Here is a 20,050-nt window from a genome sequence, read left to right as displayed (position 1 = left end):
TTATGCATATTTCAGATGGAATAATTAGTGTTGAAGTGGCTATAACAACAGGTGTTGTAGCTACTTTATTTTGTGCTTATGCATTAAAAAAATTATCAAATGAAAAAATAGCTTTAGTTGCAGCTTTGAGTGCTCTATTTTTTGTAACTTCATTTATACATATACCTTTTGGTCCTACACAAATTCATTTGATGTTACTTGGATTTATAGGAATTTTTTTAGGAAATTTAGCTTTTTTATCTATCTCAATTGCTTTAATATTACAAGCTTTACTTTTAGGTTTTGGTGGGCTAACTTCACTTGGTGCAAATATAATAATTATGGCAATGCCTGCATTTATGGTATATTTAATCTTTAAATTAAATATTATGAAAAAGATAAATGAAAAAATTAGATTTTTTTTAGTTGGATTTATTGGTGTTTTTATTTCATCAATTTTTTTATTTATAATTTTAGTTTTATCAAAAGAAGAATATTTAGCAGTTGGATATTCTGTAATCGCTGTAAATATTCCAACAATGATTTTAGAAGGTATAATAACTCTTTTCTTATTACTTTATATAAAAAAAGTAATGCCTACTCTTTTAAAGGATACTAGTTTATGTTGAAATATTTAATTTTTCTTTTTTTACCAATATTTTTATTTGCACACAAAATAAATCTTTTTACGGATTTTGAAAATGAAAATTTTTTCATAAGTTCATATTTTGCAAATGCAAAACCTTGCATGAATTGTAAACTTGAAATAAGAGATATAAAAAACAATATTTTATTAAGTGATAGTTTAGATTCAAATGGTGAATATAATTTTAAAACAAATCAAAAAGAGTTAATGGTATTGGTTGATGCAGGTGCTGGTCATATTGTTACAAAAGAGATAAAAGAGATTGTCGCAGTAAAAAATGAAATTATTGAAGATAAAAGTAGTGAAAGTGAAGAACTAAAAAAACTTAAAGAAAAAAATAGAGATTTAGAAAATAAAATAAAAGTTTTAGAAGAACAGCTTGATTATTTTGAAATATTTAAAGTTCTATTTGGATTAATTATTATTGCTGTAATTTTTATGGTTCTAAAAAGAGTGAAAAATTGATAAATTTTAATCCAGCAATTTCACTTATTTGTGCATTTGTTTATAGTTTGATTCTAAGTTTTTCTACTTTTGAGTTTTATTTTTTAATTCCTTTAATTTTTTTGATTATTACAAATTTTGATAATCTTTTTAAAGTATTAAAAAAACTACTATTTTTAAACCTTTTCATATTTGCAATATTTGTATTTGTTTGGATTCAAAATAGTTTAGTTGAAGCTTTAAATATTTATGTAAGAACTAACATGATTATATTTTTTAATCTATTGCTTTTTTATAATTCAAAAGGTTTGGATATTGTAAGAGGATTTTATTTGTTAAAATTCCCAAATAGATTTGTTTCAACATTCTATTTTACATGGAAAATGATAGTTGAGTTGCAAGATGATTTTAAAAATATAAAAACTACACTAGTAACAAGAAGTTTTCATAGTAAAACAAATCTTTTTATCTATCAAACCTATGGTAATATTTTAGGTTTATTATTTGTAAAATCAATCCAAAAAGCACAAAATTTAAAAGATAGTTTTGAATTAAGAGGTTTTAATGGAGAGATTTATTTAAGTGATAGTTTTAATCTAAATAAATTTGATTTTTATTTAATAATTACAGTTTTAATAACATTTATTTTGAAGGTTTTTGCATGAGTTGTTCTATAACATTAAAAAATGTTTCATATTCAAATGGAAGTAATCTTTTATTTGAGAATATAAATCTAAGTGTAGGACATGAAGAAAAAGTAGCAATTATTGGCTCAAATGGTGTTGGTAAAAGTTCACTTCTTAGAATAATTGCAGGACTTGAAGAGTCTTATTCAGGAGAGTTATATCTTTTTCATAATTTGATTAAAAATAAAAAAGATTATAGAAATTTCCGTTTTGAAGTTGGATATCTACCTCAAGATATTAGTAGCTTTTTTTTATCTGCAACTGTTATTGAAGATGTAATGTTTAGTTTAAGAACAACAGGAACAAAAAAAGAAGAGGCTTATCAAAAAGCTTTAGAAATGCTAGAAGAATTAGAAATATCACATCTAAAAGATAGAATAATTTATGAATTAAGTGGTGGAGAACAAAAAATAGTTGCACTTGCTGGTATTTTGATAACTAAACCAAAAATTTTACTTTTAGATGAACCAACAAATGCCTTAGATGAAAGTTCTGAAAAAAGAATTATAAATATTTTAAATTCTATAAAAAAATCAATGATTATTATCTCTCATCACAAATCTTTTATAGAACAATTAACACCTACAATTTATAAACTAGAAAATAAAAAATTAGAGAAAAATTAATTATTTCTAGTTAGTAATATATTTTCTTTTTTTGCTAAAAAATTAAAAAAATAAGCTCAAAAAATGCCTTAGAATAGCAATAAAATAGCATTTTAATAAAAATTTAAGTTTATTAAAAATAATCAATAAATATTAAGATTCAATTAATTATTTTTATGCAAACATTGTTTACAAAAATTAACTAAGGAGAAGGTTATGAGTAAATTATTTAAGTTAGGAGCTTCAATATTATTATGTGCAACATTTGCAAATGCTAATACACAAGATGAAGCAAAAGCCCTTGTTATGAAAGGTGTAGACTTTTGTAAAAAAGTAGGTGTTGCTGCTTGTGTTGAAGAGTTTAATAAACCAGAAAGTGAATTTGTAAATGGTGATTTATATATTTGGGCAAATGATTTTGATGGTATCATAACAGCTCATCCAAAAAAACCTTTAAAAGGGAAAAATCTTTATAGATATAAAGATAAAGCAGGAAATCAATTATTCAAAGAGTTTATAGATAAAGTTAAAGCAGATGGTTCTGGTTGGGTTGATTATGTATGGGATCATCCAACTAAAGGAGAACAAACTCCAAAAACATCTTTCGTTATTGGAATTGGAGAAAATCAACTAATTGGTGCTGGTGTATACAAAGAGTAGAACATTATTTATTTAAAGTCTTGTTTTTCAAGACTTTAAATTTTCTAAAAGTATAGAGTAGTTTTATATTTTTAGAAAATTCTGCATAAAATCTAAATTAAGTAGGATAGATTATGTTTGGTATAAAAAATATGAAATTAGGTAAAAAAGTATTAATTGCTCCAGTTATAGCTGTTCTTTTTCTAATAGTCTTAGCAATCTTTTCTAATAACGCACTAAAATCAGATAAAGAAACATTAAAAAATATTGTTGATGTAAAATTTGAACTTTATAAATCAAGTAGTAAATTATTGAGTGATATAAATCTTTTCAATTCAATTTTATACAAGATTTTTAGTTATGCAACAGATAAATATGAACAATCATTAATTGATGAACAAATTACATTGTTAAATAATCTAAAAGCAAAAATAGAAAAAGATATGGAAATATTTTTAAAAGAAGAGTATTTAACTGCTGATGATAAAAAAAGTATAGAAGCTGTTAACAAAGAGTTAAAAGAGTATAACTTAACAGTTAGAGATGCAGTTGATATGTTAAGTGTTGATTTAGGTATGGCAACACCAATGTTATCCGTTGCTGATGAGGTTTTTTTGGTTATTAATGAAAAATTAAATGCAATAAATAAAACAGCAGATGAACAAAATAAGTTAAGTTATAAAAATGCTTTAAGTAAAATTGATTCAACTTTATACACTTTATACTCTTTGATTATTATTGTTTTGATTACAGTATTTTTTGTGACAGTTCTAATTACAAACTCGATTAAAAAACCTTTGGAAAAATTTAATGAAGGTTTATTGGAATTCTTTAAATATTTAAACCAAGAGACTAAAGAATCAAAACTTATAGAGATAAATTCAACAGATGAATTGGGAATTATGGCAAATGAAGTTAATAAAAATATTTTGGTTGCAAAAAAATCTATTGAAAAAGATAAAGAGATTGTAAATAGTGCAATAAAATGTGCAAATGAAGCAAAAAAAGGTTTATTAAATACAAGAATTGAAGGTGAAACAAACAATCCTTCTTTAAATGAGTTAAAAAATGTAATAAATCAAATGTTAAGTGCTGTTGAAAATAACATCAAAAATGTAATGAAAGTTTTATCTTTATATGCAAATTATGATTATAGAGAAAAAATAAATGTTGCAGGATTAGATGGAGATTTAAAAGCTTTATGTAATGATGTAAATAAACTTGGTTTAGCAATTACATCAATGTTGCTTGAAAATAAAGAGATGGGATTGATTTTATCTTCAAATGCAGAAAGATTATCAAGAAATGTTGAAAATTTAACAACATCGGCAAATTCTCAAGCAGCTTCTTTAGAACAAACGGCTGCTGCAATAGAAGAGATTACAGCAAATATGCAAAATAGTTCACAAAATATTGTAAAAATGACCTCTTATGCAAATGAGGTTTCTGATTCAGTTATAGTTGGACAAGAGTTAGCCTCAAAAACAGCTTTATCAATGGATGAAATAAATGCCCAAACACAAGCAATTGCTGATTCAATTACAATTATTGACCAAATTGCATTTCAAACAAATATTTTATCTTTAAATGCAGCTGTTGAAGCTGCAACTGCTGGTGAAGCTGGAAAAGGATTTGCTGTTGTTGCTCAAGAGGTGCGAAATCTTGCAAGTAGGTCTGCTGATGCTGCTAAAGAGATTAAAACTTTGGTTGAAAATGCGACTTTAAAAGCAAATGAAGGTAAAGTAATTTCAGCTGAAATGATACAAGGTTATGAGAGATTAAATACAAATATTCATAATACTTTATCTTTGATAAATGAAGTTTCAAGCTCTTCAAAAGAGCAGTTTAATGCAATGGAACAAATCAACGATACAGTAAATAACTTAGACCAAGTGACACAAAAAAATGCAACATCTGCTGATGAGGCAAATAAAGTTGCACGTGAAGTAAATGATATAGCTGAAAAAGTTGTGTTAAATACCAATCAAAAAGAGTTTGAGGGGAAATAATTTTATAGTATAATGTTTTCCATAGGAGATTACTATGGGAAATATTATGTATCACTATTGTAATGTTGATGCTTTTAAAGCAATAATTCAAAATAAAACTTTATGGCTTAGTTCAGTTTATAATCTAAACGATTATAAAGAGATTCATTGGATTAAAGAAAAAGTTTTGAAAAGAATTCAAGAATTAACTACTAAAAATAACTACGAAAAATTTAATACATTTTTAAAACTTTATGAAAAAAAACAACCAAATGTTTATATCGCTTCTTTTTCAAAAGGAGAAGATTTATTAAGTCAATGGAGAGCCTATGCAAATGATGGATATGGTGTTGCTATTGGATTTAATACAGAATATTTTAAAGAGAATAAATTAATAAAAACATCAAAAGTTTTATATGATGAAGAACAACAACAAAAAGAGATTGAAGAGATATTAGAGCCTCTTTTTAAGTTTGAAGAGAAATTTGATTTTTTATCTTTTGAATTTGAAGAGTTTTGTGAAAATATAATAAATGAGATAAATTATCTTTCAGCTAAATCAAAAAATGAACTTTTTATGGAAGAACAAGAGATAAGACTCATTCATACACCTTTGATTATAGAAGATAAAGAGACAAAAAGATTTATTTTTAAAAAGAATATTTCAACAATGTTATTTAGAGCTGTTTGTGGAAGTTTAATACCATATTTTGAACTAAAATTTGATAATTTTAATGAGGAAAATGAACCAATACTAGAGATAATTAAAGGACCTAAGAATAAGTTTATAGACCAAGAAATAAGAATATTTTTGGCTAATAATGGTTTTTATAATGTAAAAATAAAAAGTTCAAAATCATCATATAGATGATTTAAAAACTTTGTTGATATTTTTTATAAAAAATAATACACAATAAAGCACCCGTTCCTGCCATAAATGCACCAACAAGAGAAGGATAACTAAAAGATAAACCAAAAAATAAAGGTATCCCTCCAAAAAATGCTCCTAAAGAGTTTGCAACATTAAACGCAGCTTGCATAAATGCAGCAGCTAACATCTCTGAATGTTTTGCACTCTTTAACATTACCATATTTATTGGTGTTCCAATTGACATAGCTAAAGCTCCACAAATAAAAGTAAGAAGAATAGAGATGATTTTATTCTCTGAAAGAAAAAATACTAAAATAAGTGAAATTACCATAAATGATAAAAGCATTATAGTTGCAGTTGCAGGATCTTTTTTATCAGCTAAATAACCACCCATTATATTTCCTACAACCATCCCAGCCCCTGCAACAATCATTAGATAAGAAACTTGTGAAGCATCAAATTGTGAAACATGAATTAAAAGTGGAGCTATATAACTAAACCAAGCAAAAAGTCCTCCAAAACCAATAGCAACAATAGTTAAAATATGCCAAGCTTTAATTGTTTTGAAAAATTCTAACTCTTCTTTAAAGGTTACAGTTTTTAGAGGTTTTAATTTTGGCAACCAAAGATATAAAGATAAAATAGTTAATAAACCAAGTAAGGAAACTATTCCAAATGCGTATCTCCAATGAAGATTATGTCCTATAAATGTAACAAATGGAACCATAAGTAAAATAGCAACAGTAAGTCCTGTAAACATTGAAGAGATAGCTTGAGCCTCTTTCCCCTTTTGAGCTAATTTTGTAGCAACAACAGTTCCTACTCCAAAAAAAGCTCCATGGGGAAGCCCTGCAAAAAATCGTGACATTAAAAGTGTATTGTAATCTGGTGCAATAATTGAAAAAGCGTTGAATATTGTAAATAAAATCATTAATACAATCAGTATAGATTTTGGAGGAAATTTTGCACTAAGAGCAACCAATGTAGGAGCTCCAATAACAACTCCAAATGCATACGCAGAGATGAGGTGTCCAGCAACAGGAATGGAAACATCTATTGAACTTGCAACATCAGGAAGTAATCCCATAATTATAAATTCAGTTGTTCCTATTGCTAAACCACCTAAAGCTAAAGGAAATAGTTGTTTAGTCATATATTTTTTACCTTTTTATTTTTTCGAATTTTAGTAAAAAAAGATAACTTCAAACTTAATGTAAGGAATAATATAACATAAGATATTTTTAATATAATTTTAAGTATAATCCTGAACTTTTTTAGAAAACTCTACCAAGTTTCCTAGAATGGGAGTATCGTTTCAACTAAATGTTGATTTGCACGAGAAGCTTGAGTAAAGCTATAATTACTCAAACCAATTTATATAAAGGAAAGAAATGCCTACAATCAATCAGCTTGTAAGAAATGAGCGAAAAAAGGTGATTAAAAAATCTAAATCACCAGCACTTAAAGAGTGTCCACAAAGAAGAGGAGTATGTACAAGAGTATATACAACAACTCCAAAAAAACCTAACTCGGCTTTAAGAAAAGTTGCAAAAGTTAGATTAACAACAGGTTTTGAAGTTATTTCATACATCGGTGGAGAAGGTCACAACTTACAAGAACACTCAATTGTTTTAGTAAGAGGAGGAAGGGTAAAAGATTTACCTGGGGTTAAATATCACATCGTTAGAGGTGCATTAGATACTGCTGGTGTTGCAAACAGAACTGTTGCAAGATCTAAATATGGTACTAAAAGACCTAAAGCCGGTAAAAAATAAGTAGAAGGATAAGAAAATGAGAAGAAGAAAAGCTCCAGTTAGAGAAATTATGGCTGATCCTATCTACAATAGTAAAGTGATCACAAAATTTGTTAATGCAATTATGTTAGATGGTAAAAAATCAACTGCTGAAAAAATTTTATACGGTGCAATCGCAAACTTAGATGCGAGAGGTGAAGAAAAAGGTTTTGATTTATTCGAAAGAGCAATTGAAAACGTTAAACCACTTTTAGAAGTAAGAAGTAGAAGAGTTGGTGGAGCTACATACCAAGTTCCTGTTGAAGTTAGAGCTGTAAGAAGACAAACTTTAGCATTAAGATGGTTAGTAGAATATGCTAGAAAAAGAAATGAAAGAACTATGGTTGAAAGATTAGCTAACGAATTATTCGAAGCTGCTAATGAAAGAGGTTCATCTTTCAAGAAGAAAGAAGATATGCATAGAATGGCAGAAGCTAATAAAGCATTTGCACACTACAGATGGTAGGATTATAATATGGCAAGAAAAACACCACTTAACAGAGTTAGAAATATCGGTATTGCTGCTCACATTGATGCAGGAAAAACAACAACTACTGAAAGAATTTTATTCTATACAGGTGTTTCACACAAAATTGGTGAGGTTCATGAAGGTGCTGCAACTATGGACTGGATGGAGCAAGAGCAAGAAAGAGGTATTACAATTACTTCTGCTGCTACTACTTGTAACTGGACTCACCCAAAAACTAAAGAACAATTAATGATTAACATCATTGACACTCCAGGTCACGTTGACTTTACTATTGAAGTTGAGAGATCTATGAGGGTTCTTGATGGTGCTGTAGCTGTATTTTGTTCAGTAGGTGGGGTTCAACCACAATCTGAAACAGTTTGGAGACAAGCTAATAAATATGGTGTTCCAAGAATTATTTATGTAAATAAAATGGATAGAACAGGTGCAAACTTTTTTAATGTTGAAAAACAAGTTGCAGAAAGATTAAAAGCAAATCCAGTTCCTATTCAAATTCCAATTGGATCTGAAGAAAAATTCAAAGGTGTTATTGATTTAGTACAAATGAAAGCTATCGTTTGGGATGAAGATGCTGCGATGGGTTCAAACTACCATGTTGAAGAAATTCCAGCAGATTTAATGGATCAAGCTACTGAATATAGAGAAAAAATGGTTGAAGCTGCTGCTGAATCATCTGAAGAATTAATGGAAAAATACCTTGAGGGTGTTGAATTAACTGAAGAAGAAATCGTTGCAGGACTTAAAAAAAGATGTTTAGCAATGGAAATTACTCCAATGGTATGTGGAACTTCATTTAAAAATAAAGGTGTTCAAACTTTATTAGATGCTGTTGCTATGTATTTACCAGCTCCAACTGAAGTTGCTGATATCAATGGAGAAACGCAAGATGGTGAAGCTGTAATCGTTCCTTCAACTGATAATGGTGAAGTTGCAGCATTAGCATTTAAAATTATGACTGACCCATTCGTTGGACAGTTAACATTTACAAGAGTTTATAGAGGGGTTTTAGAATCTGGAACTTATGTATATAACTCTACAAAAATGAAAAAAGAGAGAATCGGAAGATTACTTAAAATGCACGCTAACAATAGAGAAGAGATTAAAGAGCTTTATGCTGGAGAAATCGGTGCTGTTGTTGGTTTAAAATATACAATTACTGGAGATACATTAGCTTCTGAAAAAGATCCTGTTATCTTAGAAAGAATGGAATTCCCAGAACCAGTTATTTCTGTTGCAGTTGAGCCAAAAACTAAAGCTGACCAAGAAAAAATGGGTATTGCATTAGGTAAATTAGCAGAAGAAGATCCATCATTCAGAGTTAATACTGATGAAGAGACTGGACAAACTATTATTTCAGGAATGGGTGAGTTACACTTAGAAATTCTTGTAGATAGAATGAAAAGAGAATTCAAAGTAGAAGCTGAAGTTGGTGCTCCTCAAGTTGCTTATAGAGAAACAATTAGAAATGCTGTTAAACAAGAGTATAAATATGCAAAACAATCTGGTGGTAAAGGTCAATACGGTCACGTATTCTTAGAAATTAAACCATTAGTTGATAGCGAAGAAAACTTCAAATTTAACAATGACATTAAAGGTGGGGTAATTCCAAAAGAGTATATTCCTGCTGTTGAAAAAGGTTGTTTTGAAGCAATGCAAGGTGGTATTTTAGCTGGATATCCAATGGTTGATATTGAAGTTACTGTTTATGACGGTTCTTACCACGACGTTGACTCATCTGAAATGGCGTTTAAATTAGCTGCTTCTATGGGATTCAAACAAGCTTGTAGAAGTGCAGCTGCTCAAGCTGTTATTTTAGAGCCAATTATGAAAGTTGAAATTGAAACTCCTGAAGATTATATGGGAGATGTTATTGGGGATTGTAATAAAAGAAGAGGACAAGTTCAATCTATGGACGACAGAGCAGGTATCAAATTAGTTACTGCAATGATTCCATTATCTGAAATGTTCGGATACTCTACAGACTTAAGATCTATGTCTCAAGGTAGAGCTACATACTCAATGATTTTTGATAACTATTCAGAAGTTCCAAAAAATGTTTCTGAAGAAATTATTAAAAAGAGAAATGGTTAATTTTAACTTTTCTTAAAATAAAAAAGGGATGTGCATTAGCATATCCCTTTTTTTTTGAATTAAATTTATTTAAGTTATTTTATATTTAATTGGATAGAATAAATCAAATATTTTAAATGAATTTAAAAAATGGATAAAACTTGAGAATTGAAAAAAATGTTGAACTTTTACCAACTATTAAAACAGCAGGGGTTATTTTAAGACCTTCAAGTCCAGAATTAAAGAAGACTTTTGATGAAATTAAAAAGTTATTTGAATACTCAAATATAGAAATATTACTTGAAAATAACTCAGCAAATATGATAGGTTTAGAAGGTTTATCCCTAGAAGAGTTGTGTAAAAAAGTAGATTTTTTAATATCAGTTGGTGGAGATGGAACTTTACTTTCAGTAGTTAGAAAATCTTTTAAATATGATAAACCAGTTCTTGGAATAAATCTTGGAACATTAGGTTTTTTAACAGATATTTCAATGGAACAATTACCTAAATTTATTGAAGATTTAAAAAATAATATATATAAAATTGATAATAGAATGATGGTTGAAGGAAGTGTAAATTTAAACAAATTTGTTGCTTTTAATGATATTGTAATTTCAAGAAAATCTATCTCTTCTATGATAAAAATAAAAGGAAAAATAGATGGAAAATCTTTTAATACATATTATGGTGATGGGGTAATTATTTCTACACCAACTGGTTCAACAGCTTATAATTTATCCGTTGGTGGTCCAATTGTTTATCCTCTAACAGAGGCTTTTATAGTTACACCAGTTGCTCCTCATTCATTAACACAAAGACCACTTGTGATGCCAGCAGATTTTGAAATAGAGTTTAAAATTATGGATAATCAAGGTGCTGTTGTGATTGTGGATGGTCAAGATATTTATGAAATTGAACAAAATCAATCAATAAAAATAAAAATTGCAAATAAAAAAGCAAAAATGTTACATAGAATTCAAAGAAATTATTTTGAAGTTTTAAATGAAAAATTAAGATGGGGAAACTAAAAATTGATTACAAGAGTTTATTTAAAAGATTGTTTGTCATTTGATGAAATTGATTTAGAGTTTGATAAAGGATTAAATATTTTTACAGGACCAAGTGGTGCTGGAAAATCTATTTTAATGCAAGCAATTTTGTCATTATTTGCCCTGAGTGAAGTAAAAGCAAATATTGGTGAAGTTATTTTAAGTGATACAAATATTTGTGATGAAGCTTTTGATATTTCTATACAAGATGAAATTATTATAAAAAGTATTAAAAAAGATAAGGTTAGATATTTTTTAAATAATCAAACTATATCAAAAAAGAATCTTTTTGATTTTTCTACAAAACTAATTAAACACTTAAATTTGAAAGATACTTCTGAATTTGATAGTCCAAAATTGATTGATTTTTTAGATAAATTGACATCAAAAAATAAAGTTGAATTTAAAGAACTAAAAGATAGTTTTGATAGTTTATATAAAGAGCTAATCAAAACAAAAAAAGAGTTAGAAAAAATAAAAGAAGATGAAAAAAAACTTGAAGATTTAAAAGAGTTTGCAAAATTTGAAATTGATAAAATTGAACAAATAAATCCAAGTATTGATGAATATGAAGAGTTAAATTCTTTAAAAAAGAAATTAGCAAAAAAAGAGAAAGTTGAAGTTGCAATAAAAAAAGCATCACCAATATTTGAATTTAATCATAGTGTAATAAATGCTTTAGAACTAATGGAAGTTGATTCAAACTTTTTTGATGAAGCAATGAATGAACTAAATAATATTTTTGAAAAGTTTAGTGATTCTTTACATGAATTAGAAGATACAAATATCGAAAAAGTTTTAGATAGAATTGAAAAACTATCATCTTTACAAAAAAGATTTGGTTCAATTGAAGAGTGTTTAAAATATAAAGAAGAGAAAAAAATTGAGTTAGAATCTTATGAAAATATCTTTTTTCAAAAAGAAAAGTTAGAAAAAAAATATGAAGAATTAAATAATAAAATAGATAAATACTCTTTAGAAATATCAAAATATAGAAAAGAGACAGTTTTGATTTTAGAAGAGAAAATAAATGAGTATTTAAAATTTTTATATTTAAGTAATGCAAAAATAATTATAAAAGAAAAAAATTTGGATTTCACAGGAATAGATGAAGTTTTATTTGAACTAAATGGTGTAGCTTTAGAAACTATTAGTTCTGGTGAATATAATAGGTTAAGATTAGCACTTTTAACATCTATGAGTGAATTTGATATTGTTGATAATGGAATTTTATTTTTAGATGAGATTGATGCAAATTTAAGTGGAAAAGAGAGTGATGCAATATCAAAGGTACTTACAAAATTAAGTAACTCTTACCAAATATTTGCAATTTCACACCAACCACAATTAACTTCAAGTGCCAACCAACATTTTTTAGTAGATAAAAATAGTGGTATATCTACAGTAAAATTATTAAATGACCAAGAAAGAGTTAATGAGATTGCAAGGATGATAAGTGGTGAGAATGTAACTTCTGAAGCCATTGAATTTGCAAAAAACTTATTAAATTAATAATTACTTGACAAATTAACACTACAATAGATATTATACTCTCTAACAAAAATTATGGAGAGTTGAATGTTTTCTAACATGTCTATAAAAGGTAAGATTTTAATTCTTTCTTTAATTACAATAATAGTAATTTCTGTAGCTATTACTGTTGATTCGATATATTCTATCAAAAAGTTTTCAAAAGATAATATTGAAAAGTTTAAAGAAGAAGCTTATTTAAAAAAAGAAGCTGAATTAAAAAATTATGTATCACTAGCAATCAAAACAGTTGAAGCTTATTATGGAAGAACTGCAATTGATAAAATTAAAGTTGAAGTTCAAGAAGATTTAAAAACACAAACAAATTTTCTTTTTTCAATTTTAGAATCTGAGTATGAAAAATTAAAAGGTTCATTATCCGAAGAGGCATTAAAATATAGATTAAAAAATATTATTGATGCCACAAGATATGGAAAAACTGGATATTTTTGGGTTAATGATACTGATGCAGTTATAGTTACACATCCAATTAAACCTGCTTTAAATGGTAAAAATATGGTTGATTACAAAGATGAAGCTGGTAAAAGAATATTTTTTGAATTTGCAGAAGTTGCAAAGAAAAATTCAGAAGGTTTTGTTGATTATGTTTGGCCAAAACCAGGTTTTAATTCTCCTCAACCAAAAGTTTCATTTGTAAAACTTTTCAAACCGTATAATTGGGTAATTGGAACAGGTGAATATGTTGATGATGTAACAACAAAAATGCAAGAAGAAGCGTTAAAAACACTTTCTGAAATGAGATATGCAAATAATGATTATTTCTGGATTAATGATTCTTCTCCAAAAATGATAATGCATCCTGTTAGTAAACATTTAGATGGCAAAGATTTGTCTTCAAATGTTGATGCAAAAGGTAAAAAACTTTTTGTTGAAATGGCAAAAGTTTCAAATGAGAATAAAGCTGGTGGTTTAGTAAAATATTGGTGGGATAAACCAGGAAAGAAAAATGATCCAAAAGAAAAATTCTCTTATGTTCAAAAATTTGAACCTTGGGATTGGATAATTGGTACTGGTGCATATGTTGATGATATAGAAAATGAAGTTGCTTTAATGGAAAAAAATACAAACGAGCAAATTAATAATATCATTATTAGTATGACTATTTTTTCAATTATTTCAATCATTATTGTATATTTAATTTATAATTATTTTATAAAACAAACAATAATTAAACCTTTAGAAAATCTAAATGAAGCAGTTGTAAATATTTCAGAAGGAAATACAAATGCTGATCATATAGAAAAAAAATCAAATGATGAAATAGGAGAATTAGTAGATAGCTTTAATGGTTACATTGGAAAATTAAAAGCTGGATATGAAGAAGATGCAAAAGTAATAGAAAATGTTGATGAAGTTATTGAAAAAGTAATTAATGGTTTTTATGTTTACAAAATAGAAAAAACATCTTCAAATCCTCAAATTCAAAAATTAAGAGATTCAATTAATTCAATGATTGAAAGAACAAATCAAAATTTAGTTGGATTAAATAATATTTTAATTGAGTATGGAAATTCAAATTTCTCAATTGGTGATTCAAAAATTGATACAACAAAAGTTAATGGAATAATATCTTCATTAGCTGCAAGTACTCAATTAATTGGGGTTACTGTTTCTGAATTCTTATCTATGATTGTAACAAGTGGTAGAAAATTAAATGAAGATACAAGTGTTTTATCAAATGCTGCAAATAAACTTTCAGCATCAGCAAATGAACAAGCTGCATCATTAGAAGAAACAGCAGCAGCAGTTGAAGAGATTACTTCAATTGTAAAATCAAGTGTACAAAAAGTACATCAAATGTCAAATTTAGCAGCTGAATTACAACTTTCTTCAAAAGAGGGTGAAGTTTTAGCTTCTAAAACAAATAAAGCTATGGATGATATTGATGAACAAGTAAAATCAATTAACGATGCAATTACAGTAATTGATCAAATTGCTTTCCAAACAAATATTTTATCTTTAAATGCAGCTGTTGAAGCAGCAACTGCTGGTGAAGCTGGAAAAGGATTTGCTGTTGTTGCACAAGAGGTTAGAAATCTTGCAAGTAGAAGTGCTGAAGCTGCAAAAGAGATTAAAAATATTGTTCAAATTGCAACTGCAAAAGCAAATGAAGGTAAATCTATTGCAAATGAAATGATAGGTGGATATTCAACATTAAATACAAAAATTAATGAAACAATTAGTTTAATTGAAGATGTATCTCAAGGAAGTAAAGAGGAAGAAAAAGGAATAGTTCAAATTAATGATACTATAAATACTTTGGACCAAGCAACACAAGTAAATGCAAACTCAGCAACAATTATTAGTGGTTTAGCTTCTGAAGTTGCAAATTTATCTGAAAACTTATTAAAAATTGCAGATAGAGCAAAATTTAAAGAGATGAGTAAAAAAGAGATTGAAGATATTGATTTAGTATTTAAAATTTCAAAATTAAAAAATGACCATATAAAATTCAAATTAACAAATTTTGATAAAGTTGGAAGTTCAAAAGTTGCATGGAGTGTAACTAAATCAACAGAGTGTGATTTAGGTAAATGGATGTTAGAACAGGAAAATAGTGGAAAATCTTTTACAAAAACTGAAAATTGGAATGTACTAAAAACAAATCATGATTTAGTTCATAATAGTGTTCAAAATTATATAAATGAAGATTGTAAAATTAATTCTGATCAATCAGTTTTAAATGAATTATCACAAAAATTAGATAAAGCTACATTTGAAGTATTTAGATCACTTGACCAAATAAAAAAAGATAATTTTGTAGAAAACAAGGTTGAAAAACTTGAAAAAAAAGAGACTCAAATTAAAGTTGAAAATTCAAAACCTAAAGCAGTATTAGAAACAAAAAAAACTACACATATTACTTCATCAACGAATGATGATGAGTGGGAAAGCTTTTAAGCTTTCTCCTTCTTAGAAAAATCAAAACAAATCAGATAAATTAAGTCTTATATTTATATTTATTTAAAAATAGGTATAATATTATATTTTAAAAAGAAAATATTATTAGAATATTAAAAGGAATTTTATGAATAATCAAAAAGTAGAGTTACTTTCACCTGCTGGAAATTTAGAAAAATTAAAAATTGCTATTAAATATGGCGCTGATGCCGTTTATGCAGGAGTTAGTCACTTTAGCTTAAGAATTAGAGCTGGAAAAGAGTTTACGTTTGAAACTTTTAAAGAGGGAATTGATTATGCTCACGCTAGAGGGAAAAAAGTTTATGCAACAATAAATGGATTTCCATTTAATTCTCAAATAGATTTATTGAAAAAACATATTGCTACAATGGCAGCATTAAAGCCTGATGGATTTATCGTTGCAGCGCCAGGTGTTGTAAGACTTTGTCGTGAAATTGCTCCTGAAATTGATATTCATTTATCAACACAAGCAAATGTTTTAAACTATCTTGATGCTCAAGTTTATTGGGATATGGGAGTTAAAAGAATTGTTGTTGCAAGAGAAATTTCATTAAAAGATGTTATTGAAATTAAAAAACATTTACCTGATATGGAAATAGAGATTTTTGTTCATGGTTCTATGTGTTTTGCTTATAGTGGAAGATGTTTAGTAAGTGCTGTTCAAATGGGAAGAGTTCCAAATAGAGGAAGCTGTGCAAATGATTGTAGATTCCAATATACTTTATATGCTGCAAATGAAGACCATAATACGTTATTTAGATTAGAAGAAGAACCAGGTGTTGGAACTTATATTTTTAACTCAAAAGATATGAATTTAGCTTCTCATATAAAAGAGATTTTAGATAGTGGAGCTGTTGATAGTTTAAAAATTGAAGGAAGAACAAAATCTCCTTATTATGCAGCAGTAACTGCAAAAGCTTATAGAGAAGCAATTGATGATTATTATGAAGGTAAATTTGAACCAGAAAAATATCAAAAAGAGTTATATACAACAAAAAATAGAGGTTTTACTGATGCTTATTTAATTCATAGACCTTTTGAGAAAACAGATTCTCAAAATCATGATTATGCTTTAAGTAAAGGTTCTTATGAAGTAACTGGATTAGTGACAGAAGATGAAGAACACTTTTTATGTAAATACAAAGTTTATCCAAATGAAGATATTGAAATCTTTACTCCAATGGGTGAAGAGTTAGTTGAATGTGAAAATGAAATTGGTAAAATTTTCAAAAAAGATGGGATGTATTATATTAATTTCAAAAAGATTTTAACTGAAACAAATAAAGAGTTAGAATCGGTTCATAGTGGTAATGTAAATAAAATCAAATTACCTGGTAAACTTCCTTATTTAACAATGTTTAGAATTGAGAACGTTGAAGATAATATTGTAGAATAAGCTTTTAAAAGAAATGATTTTTTTTAGGGTTACTCAGAATATTAATATAAAAACAACTGATGGAACAATGGTTTATTATAATAAACTAAAAACTCCATCAGAACTTGAAAATGAGACAGTTTATATTACTACTTATGATGATTTTGTTGATATAAAAGAGATCTTTTCAAGAGTTGACAAAACTAAATATTTTGCAAAACAGCTAAATGAAAAAAACATAAGAAATATCCCTAATTTTCCTATTGAATTAGGAATTATAAATATTGATGAAGCAAAAAAAAGAGAAGAACAAAATAATATAGATTTTTTTGATTTTGTTGAAACTGATATTTTTAAACAATTAAAAAATATTCAAAAAGATGAAATAAATGTAGCATTAATTGGTGGAGTTGGTTCAACAATTAGTGAAATAATTTCATCTTGTACTGCTTTAAGAATTTTATATAAAAAATTAAAAGAAGTTTATAAAAATATAAAATTTGACATATATATCAATGCTTCAAATAATAGTTATTATACAAGAGATAAAGAAATTTATAAAACTCAAAAATATATTAATAATATTTTCCCTTTAAGTATAACATCAAAAAAACTTTGCGAATATGACTATTTTATAGATAATAGTATGAATATGAATAAACTATTAGATGAATTAAATAGTGTTGATGCTTGGTTATATAAATTCGGAATAAATTATAAAAAAATTGATGAAACTGAAAAATATAATGAATTAGATTTAATTAATTATAAACCCCAAGATACATTAATTCAAAAAATTGATGAAGCAAAAAGAAAAGGGAAATTGCTACTTTTTCATCCATACTCAGCAAATATAAATAAATCAATTCCTCAGGCAATTGCAATTGATTTATTAAAAGAATTATTGGCAAAAGCTGATGATTATCTCATAATTACTACTTTACAAATTGATTCAAAGATAAAAGAGGATAATTATATTGATTTATCAAAAGAGTCAAAAACAATAAGTGATTTTATTTATATTGTTTCAAATATGGATAAAATAATTACAACTGATACTTCAACTTATCATATAAGTGATGCTTTTATGATACCAACAGTTGTTTTTTTTACTGATAAAAATTTTGAAAAAAAGATAAAATATTATAAATATATAAAACCAATATTTGTAAAAGATAAAACAAAAAATTTATCAAAATTTATTTACGAAAATGAAAAACTAACAATTTATAAATCAGAATCTTGGCGAAAAGTAAAAGTAGATAAGATTATAAAACTATTAGATAATTTTTGATATAATCTTGAACTTTTAAAAAATAAAAAGGGAAAAACTATGAATTTTATATCAATATTAATGGGTAGTAAATCAGATTATGAAATTATGAAACATTGTGCTGATACATTTGAAAAATTTAATGTAAAGTATGAGCTAGTTGTATCTTCAGCACACAGAAGTCCAGAAAGAACTAAAATTTATATCAAAGAAGCAGAAGAAAAAGGTGCTGTTGCATTTATTGCTGCTGCTGGAATGGCTGCTCACTTAGCTGGTGCAGTTGCTGCAAGTACAACAAAACCTGTAATTGGTGTACCTATGAAAGGTGGAGCAATGGATGGTATGGATGCTATGCTTTCAACTGTTCAAATGCCTGCTGGAATGCCTGTTGGAACAGTAGCACTTGGAAGAAGTGGAGCTGTTAATGCTGCGTATTTAGCTATGCAAATTTTAGCTATTACAGATAAAGAGTTATCAACAAAATTAAAAGAAGATAGAATCGTTCAAGCTAAAAAAGTTGAAAGTGATTCTAAAGACGTTGAAGTAATTTTATAATGAAGCCAATTGCACTATTTACTTTACCAAATTGTAAATGGTGTGAGGAAGCAAAATTTTATTTCAAAAGCAAAAAACTAAAATATAACCTTATAGATTTATCTAAAAATAAACAAGCATTACAAGATTGTCAAAAACATTGTTCTGGTGCTCCCGTAATTTTAATAGGAAATAGATGGATTTGTGGTTTTGACAAAAATAAAATAAATAAAGAGTTAGGAATTAAATAGATGATTACATTTTCACAAATGCTATTAAAATTACAAGAATTTTGGGCAAATCAAGGTTGTAATATTGTTCAGCCTTATGATATTCCTGCTGGAGCTGGAACATTTCATCCAGCTACACTTTTAAGAAGTTTAGATTCAACTCCTTGGAGTACAGCATATGTAGCACCAAGTAGAAGACCAACTGATGGAAGATATGGAGAAAATCCAAATAGATTAGGTGCTTATTATCAATTTCAAGTTTTAATAAAACCAAGTCCAGATAATATTCAAGATTTATATCTACAATCTTTGGAATTTTTAGGTTTAGATGTTTCAAGACATGATATTAGATTTGTTGAAGATAACTGGGAATCACCAACACTTGGAGCTTGGGGACTTGGTTGGGAAGTATGGCTTGATGGAATGGAGGTTACACAATTTACATATTTCCAACAAGTTGGAGGTTTAGCTTGTGACCCTGTTGCTGTTGAAATTACTTATGGAACAGAAAGACTTGCCATGTATTTACAAGGTGTTGATTCTGTATTTGATATAGTTTGGAATGAAAATCAATTTGGTAAAACAACTTATGCTGATGTTCATAAAGAGGGAGAGTATGAGTTCTCAAAATATAATTTTGAAGTAGCGAATACTCAAATGTTATTTAGACATTTTGATGATGCTTTTGCTGAATGTAAATCTTGTTTAGAAGCAGGTCTTCCTCTTCCTGCCTATGACCAATGTATGATTGCAAGTCATGCTTTTAATACACTTGATGCAAGAAAAGCGATTTCTGTAACTGAAAGACAAAATTATATTCTGAAGGTTAGAGAATTAGCTCAAGGTTGTGCTGTTTTATATAAAGAACAAGAACCTGAAAGATTAAAAAGAATAGGAAGATAAGT

Annotated in this window: 19 protein-coding genes; 18 read left to right on the top strand and 1 reads right to left on the bottom strand. The window is 27.3% G+C overall.

Annotated elements, in window-relative coordinates:
* The first annotated feature begins 2 nt into the window (after nucleotides 1-2).
* The 7 genes from cbiM to AELL_RS11970 all read left to right on the top strand — a co-directional run bounded on the left by cbiM (nucleotide 3) and on the right by AELL_RS11970 (nucleotide 5,858).
* Nucleotides 3-608 carry a cobalt transporter CbiM gene (cbiM, locus tag AELL_RS12000; RefSeq protein WP_118918180.1) on the top strand — a complete coding sequence of 202 codons (606 nt, stop codon included), beginning with the start codon at nucleotides 3-5 and terminating at the stop codon, nucleotides 606-608.
* Nucleotides 602-1,090, top strand: coding sequence for a hypothetical protein (locus AELL_RS11995; protein WP_118918179.1), 489 nt, complete (start codon nucleotides 602-604; stop codon nucleotides 1,088-1,090). The genes cbiM and AELL_RS11995 overlap by 7 nt, the downstream gene beginning before the upstream one ends.
* On the top strand, nucleotides 1,087-1,734 hold the full coding sequence (locus tag AELL_RS11990) for an energy-coupling factor transporter transmembrane component T family protein (RefSeq protein ID WP_192941197.1): 648 nt from the start codon (nucleotides 1,087-1,089) through the stop codon (nucleotides 1,732-1,734). Before AELL_RS11995 ends, AELL_RS11990 begins: the two co-directional genes overlap by 4 nt.
* A complete protein-coding gene (locus AELL_RS11985) occupies nucleotides 1,731-2,381 on the top strand; it encodes an energy-coupling factor ABC transporter ATP-binding protein (protein ID WP_118918178.1) in 651 nt (216 codons plus the stop codon). The genes AELL_RS11990 and AELL_RS11985 overlap by 4 nt, the downstream gene beginning before the upstream one ends.
* 195 nt (nucleotides 2,382-2,576) lie before the next feature.
* On the top strand, nucleotides 2,577-3,020 hold the full coding sequence (locus AELL_RS11980) for a cache domain-containing protein (protein WP_118918177.1): 444 nt from the start codon (nucleotides 2,577-2,579) through the stop codon (nucleotides 3,018-3,020).
* Between the two features lie 113 nt (nucleotides 3,021-3,133).
* Complete coding sequence (locus tag AELL_RS11975) at nucleotides 3,134-5,008, top strand: methyl-accepting chemotaxis protein (RefSeq protein ID WP_118918176.1); 1,875 nt, start codon at nucleotides 3,134-3,136, stop codon at nucleotides 5,006-5,008.
* A gap of 34 nt (nucleotides 5,009-5,042) precedes the next feature.
* Complete coding sequence (locus tag AELL_RS11970; RefSeq protein WP_118918175.1) at nucleotides 5,043-5,858, top strand: DUF2971 domain-containing protein; 816 nt, start codon at nucleotides 5,043-5,045, stop codon at nucleotides 5,856-5,858.
* Nucleotide 5,859: 1 nt separating this feature from the next.
* On the opposite strand, the gene AELL_RS11965 is transcribed toward AELL_RS11970, so the two are convergent.
* Nucleotides 5,860-7,011 carry an MFS transporter gene (locus AELL_RS11965; protein ID WP_118918174.1) on the bottom strand — a complete coding sequence of 384 codons (1,152 nt, stop codon included), beginning with the start codon at nucleotides 7,009-7,011 and terminating at the stop codon, nucleotides 5,860-5,862.
* Nucleotides 7,012-7,249: 238 nt separating this feature from the next.
* On the opposite strand from AELL_RS11965, the gene rpsL reads away from it, so the two are divergent.
* From rpsL to glyQ, 11 genes are all read left to right on the top strand, one after another.
* A complete protein-coding gene (gene rpsL / locus AELL_RS11960; RefSeq protein WP_014475127.1) occupies nucleotides 7,250-7,633 on the top strand; it encodes a 30S ribosomal protein S12 in 384 nt (127 codons plus the stop codon).
* A 16-nt stretch (nucleotides 7,634-7,649) separates the two neighbouring features.
* Complete coding sequence (gene rpsG, locus AELL_RS11955) at nucleotides 7,650-8,117, top strand: 30S ribosomal protein S7 (protein ID WP_014475126.1); 468 nt, start codon at nucleotides 7,650-7,652, stop codon at nucleotides 8,115-8,117.
* A 9-nt stretch (nucleotides 8,118-8,126) separates the two neighbouring features.
* Nucleotides 8,127-10,232 (top strand): elongation factor G, encoded by a 2,106-nt coding sequence (fusA, locus tag AELL_RS11950; RefSeq protein ID WP_118918173.1) that lies wholly within the window; start codon nucleotides 8,127-8,129, stop codon nucleotides 10,230-10,232.
* A gap of 140 nt (nucleotides 10,233-10,372) precedes the next feature.
* Nucleotides 10,373-11,239 (top strand): NAD(+)/NADH kinase, encoded by an 867-nt coding sequence (locus AELL_RS11945; RefSeq protein WP_118918172.1) that lies wholly within the window; start codon nucleotides 10,373-10,375, stop codon nucleotides 11,237-11,239.
* 3 nt (nucleotides 11,240-11,242) lie between these two features.
* Nucleotides 11,243-12,772, top strand: a complete 1,530-nt coding sequence (locus tag AELL_RS11940) for an AAA family ATPase (protein ID WP_118918171.1) — start codon at nucleotides 11,243-11,245, stop codon at nucleotides 12,770-12,772.
* Between the two features lie 66 nt (nucleotides 12,773-12,838).
* Nucleotides 12,839-15,712: a cache domain-containing protein gene (locus AELL_RS11935; RefSeq protein WP_118918170.1), complete on the top strand. Its 2,874-nt coding sequence runs from the start codon at nucleotides 12,839-12,841 to the stop codon at nucleotides 15,710-15,712.
* Nucleotides 15,713-15,839: 127 nt separating this feature from the next.
* A complete protein-coding gene (locus AELL_RS11930; protein WP_118918169.1) occupies nucleotides 15,840-17,129 on the top strand; it encodes a peptidase U32 family protein in 1,290 nt (429 codons plus the stop codon).
* Between the two features lie 13 nt (nucleotides 17,130-17,142).
* Nucleotides 17,143-18,402 carry a glycosyltransferase family 9 protein gene (locus AELL_RS11925; RefSeq protein WP_118918168.1) on the top strand — a complete coding sequence of 420 codons (1,260 nt, stop codon included), beginning with the start codon at nucleotides 17,143-17,145 and terminating at the stop codon, nucleotides 18,400-18,402.
* A gap of 39 nt (nucleotides 18,403-18,441) precedes the next feature.
* Complete coding sequence (gene purE / locus AELL_RS11920) at nucleotides 18,442-18,936, top strand: 5-(carboxyamino)imidazole ribonucleotide mutase (protein WP_118918167.1); 495 nt, start codon at nucleotides 18,442-18,444, stop codon at nucleotides 18,934-18,936.
* Nucleotides 18,936-19,166 carry a glutaredoxin domain-containing protein gene (locus AELL_RS11915; RefSeq protein WP_014475118.1) on the top strand — a complete coding sequence of 77 codons (231 nt, stop codon included), beginning with the start codon at nucleotides 18,936-18,938 and terminating at the stop codon, nucleotides 19,164-19,166. The genes purE and AELL_RS11915 overlap by 1 nt, the downstream gene beginning before the upstream one ends.
* Nucleotides 19,167-20,048, top strand: a complete 882-nt coding sequence (gene glyQ, locus AELL_RS11910) for a glycine--tRNA ligase subunit alpha (RefSeq protein ID WP_118918166.1) — start codon at nucleotides 19,167-19,169, stop codon at nucleotides 20,046-20,048. It abuts the gene before it with no gap.
* Nucleotides 20,049-20,050: the final 2 nt, after the last annotated feature.

Source organism: Arcobacter ellisii, assembly GCF_003544915.1.
In the GTDB taxonomy this organism is placed as follows: Bacteria; Campylobacterota; Campylobacteria; order Campylobacterales; family Arcobacteraceae; genus Aliarcobacter; species Aliarcobacter ellisii.
This window is presented reverse-complemented; position numbering and strand designations above follow the sequence as displayed.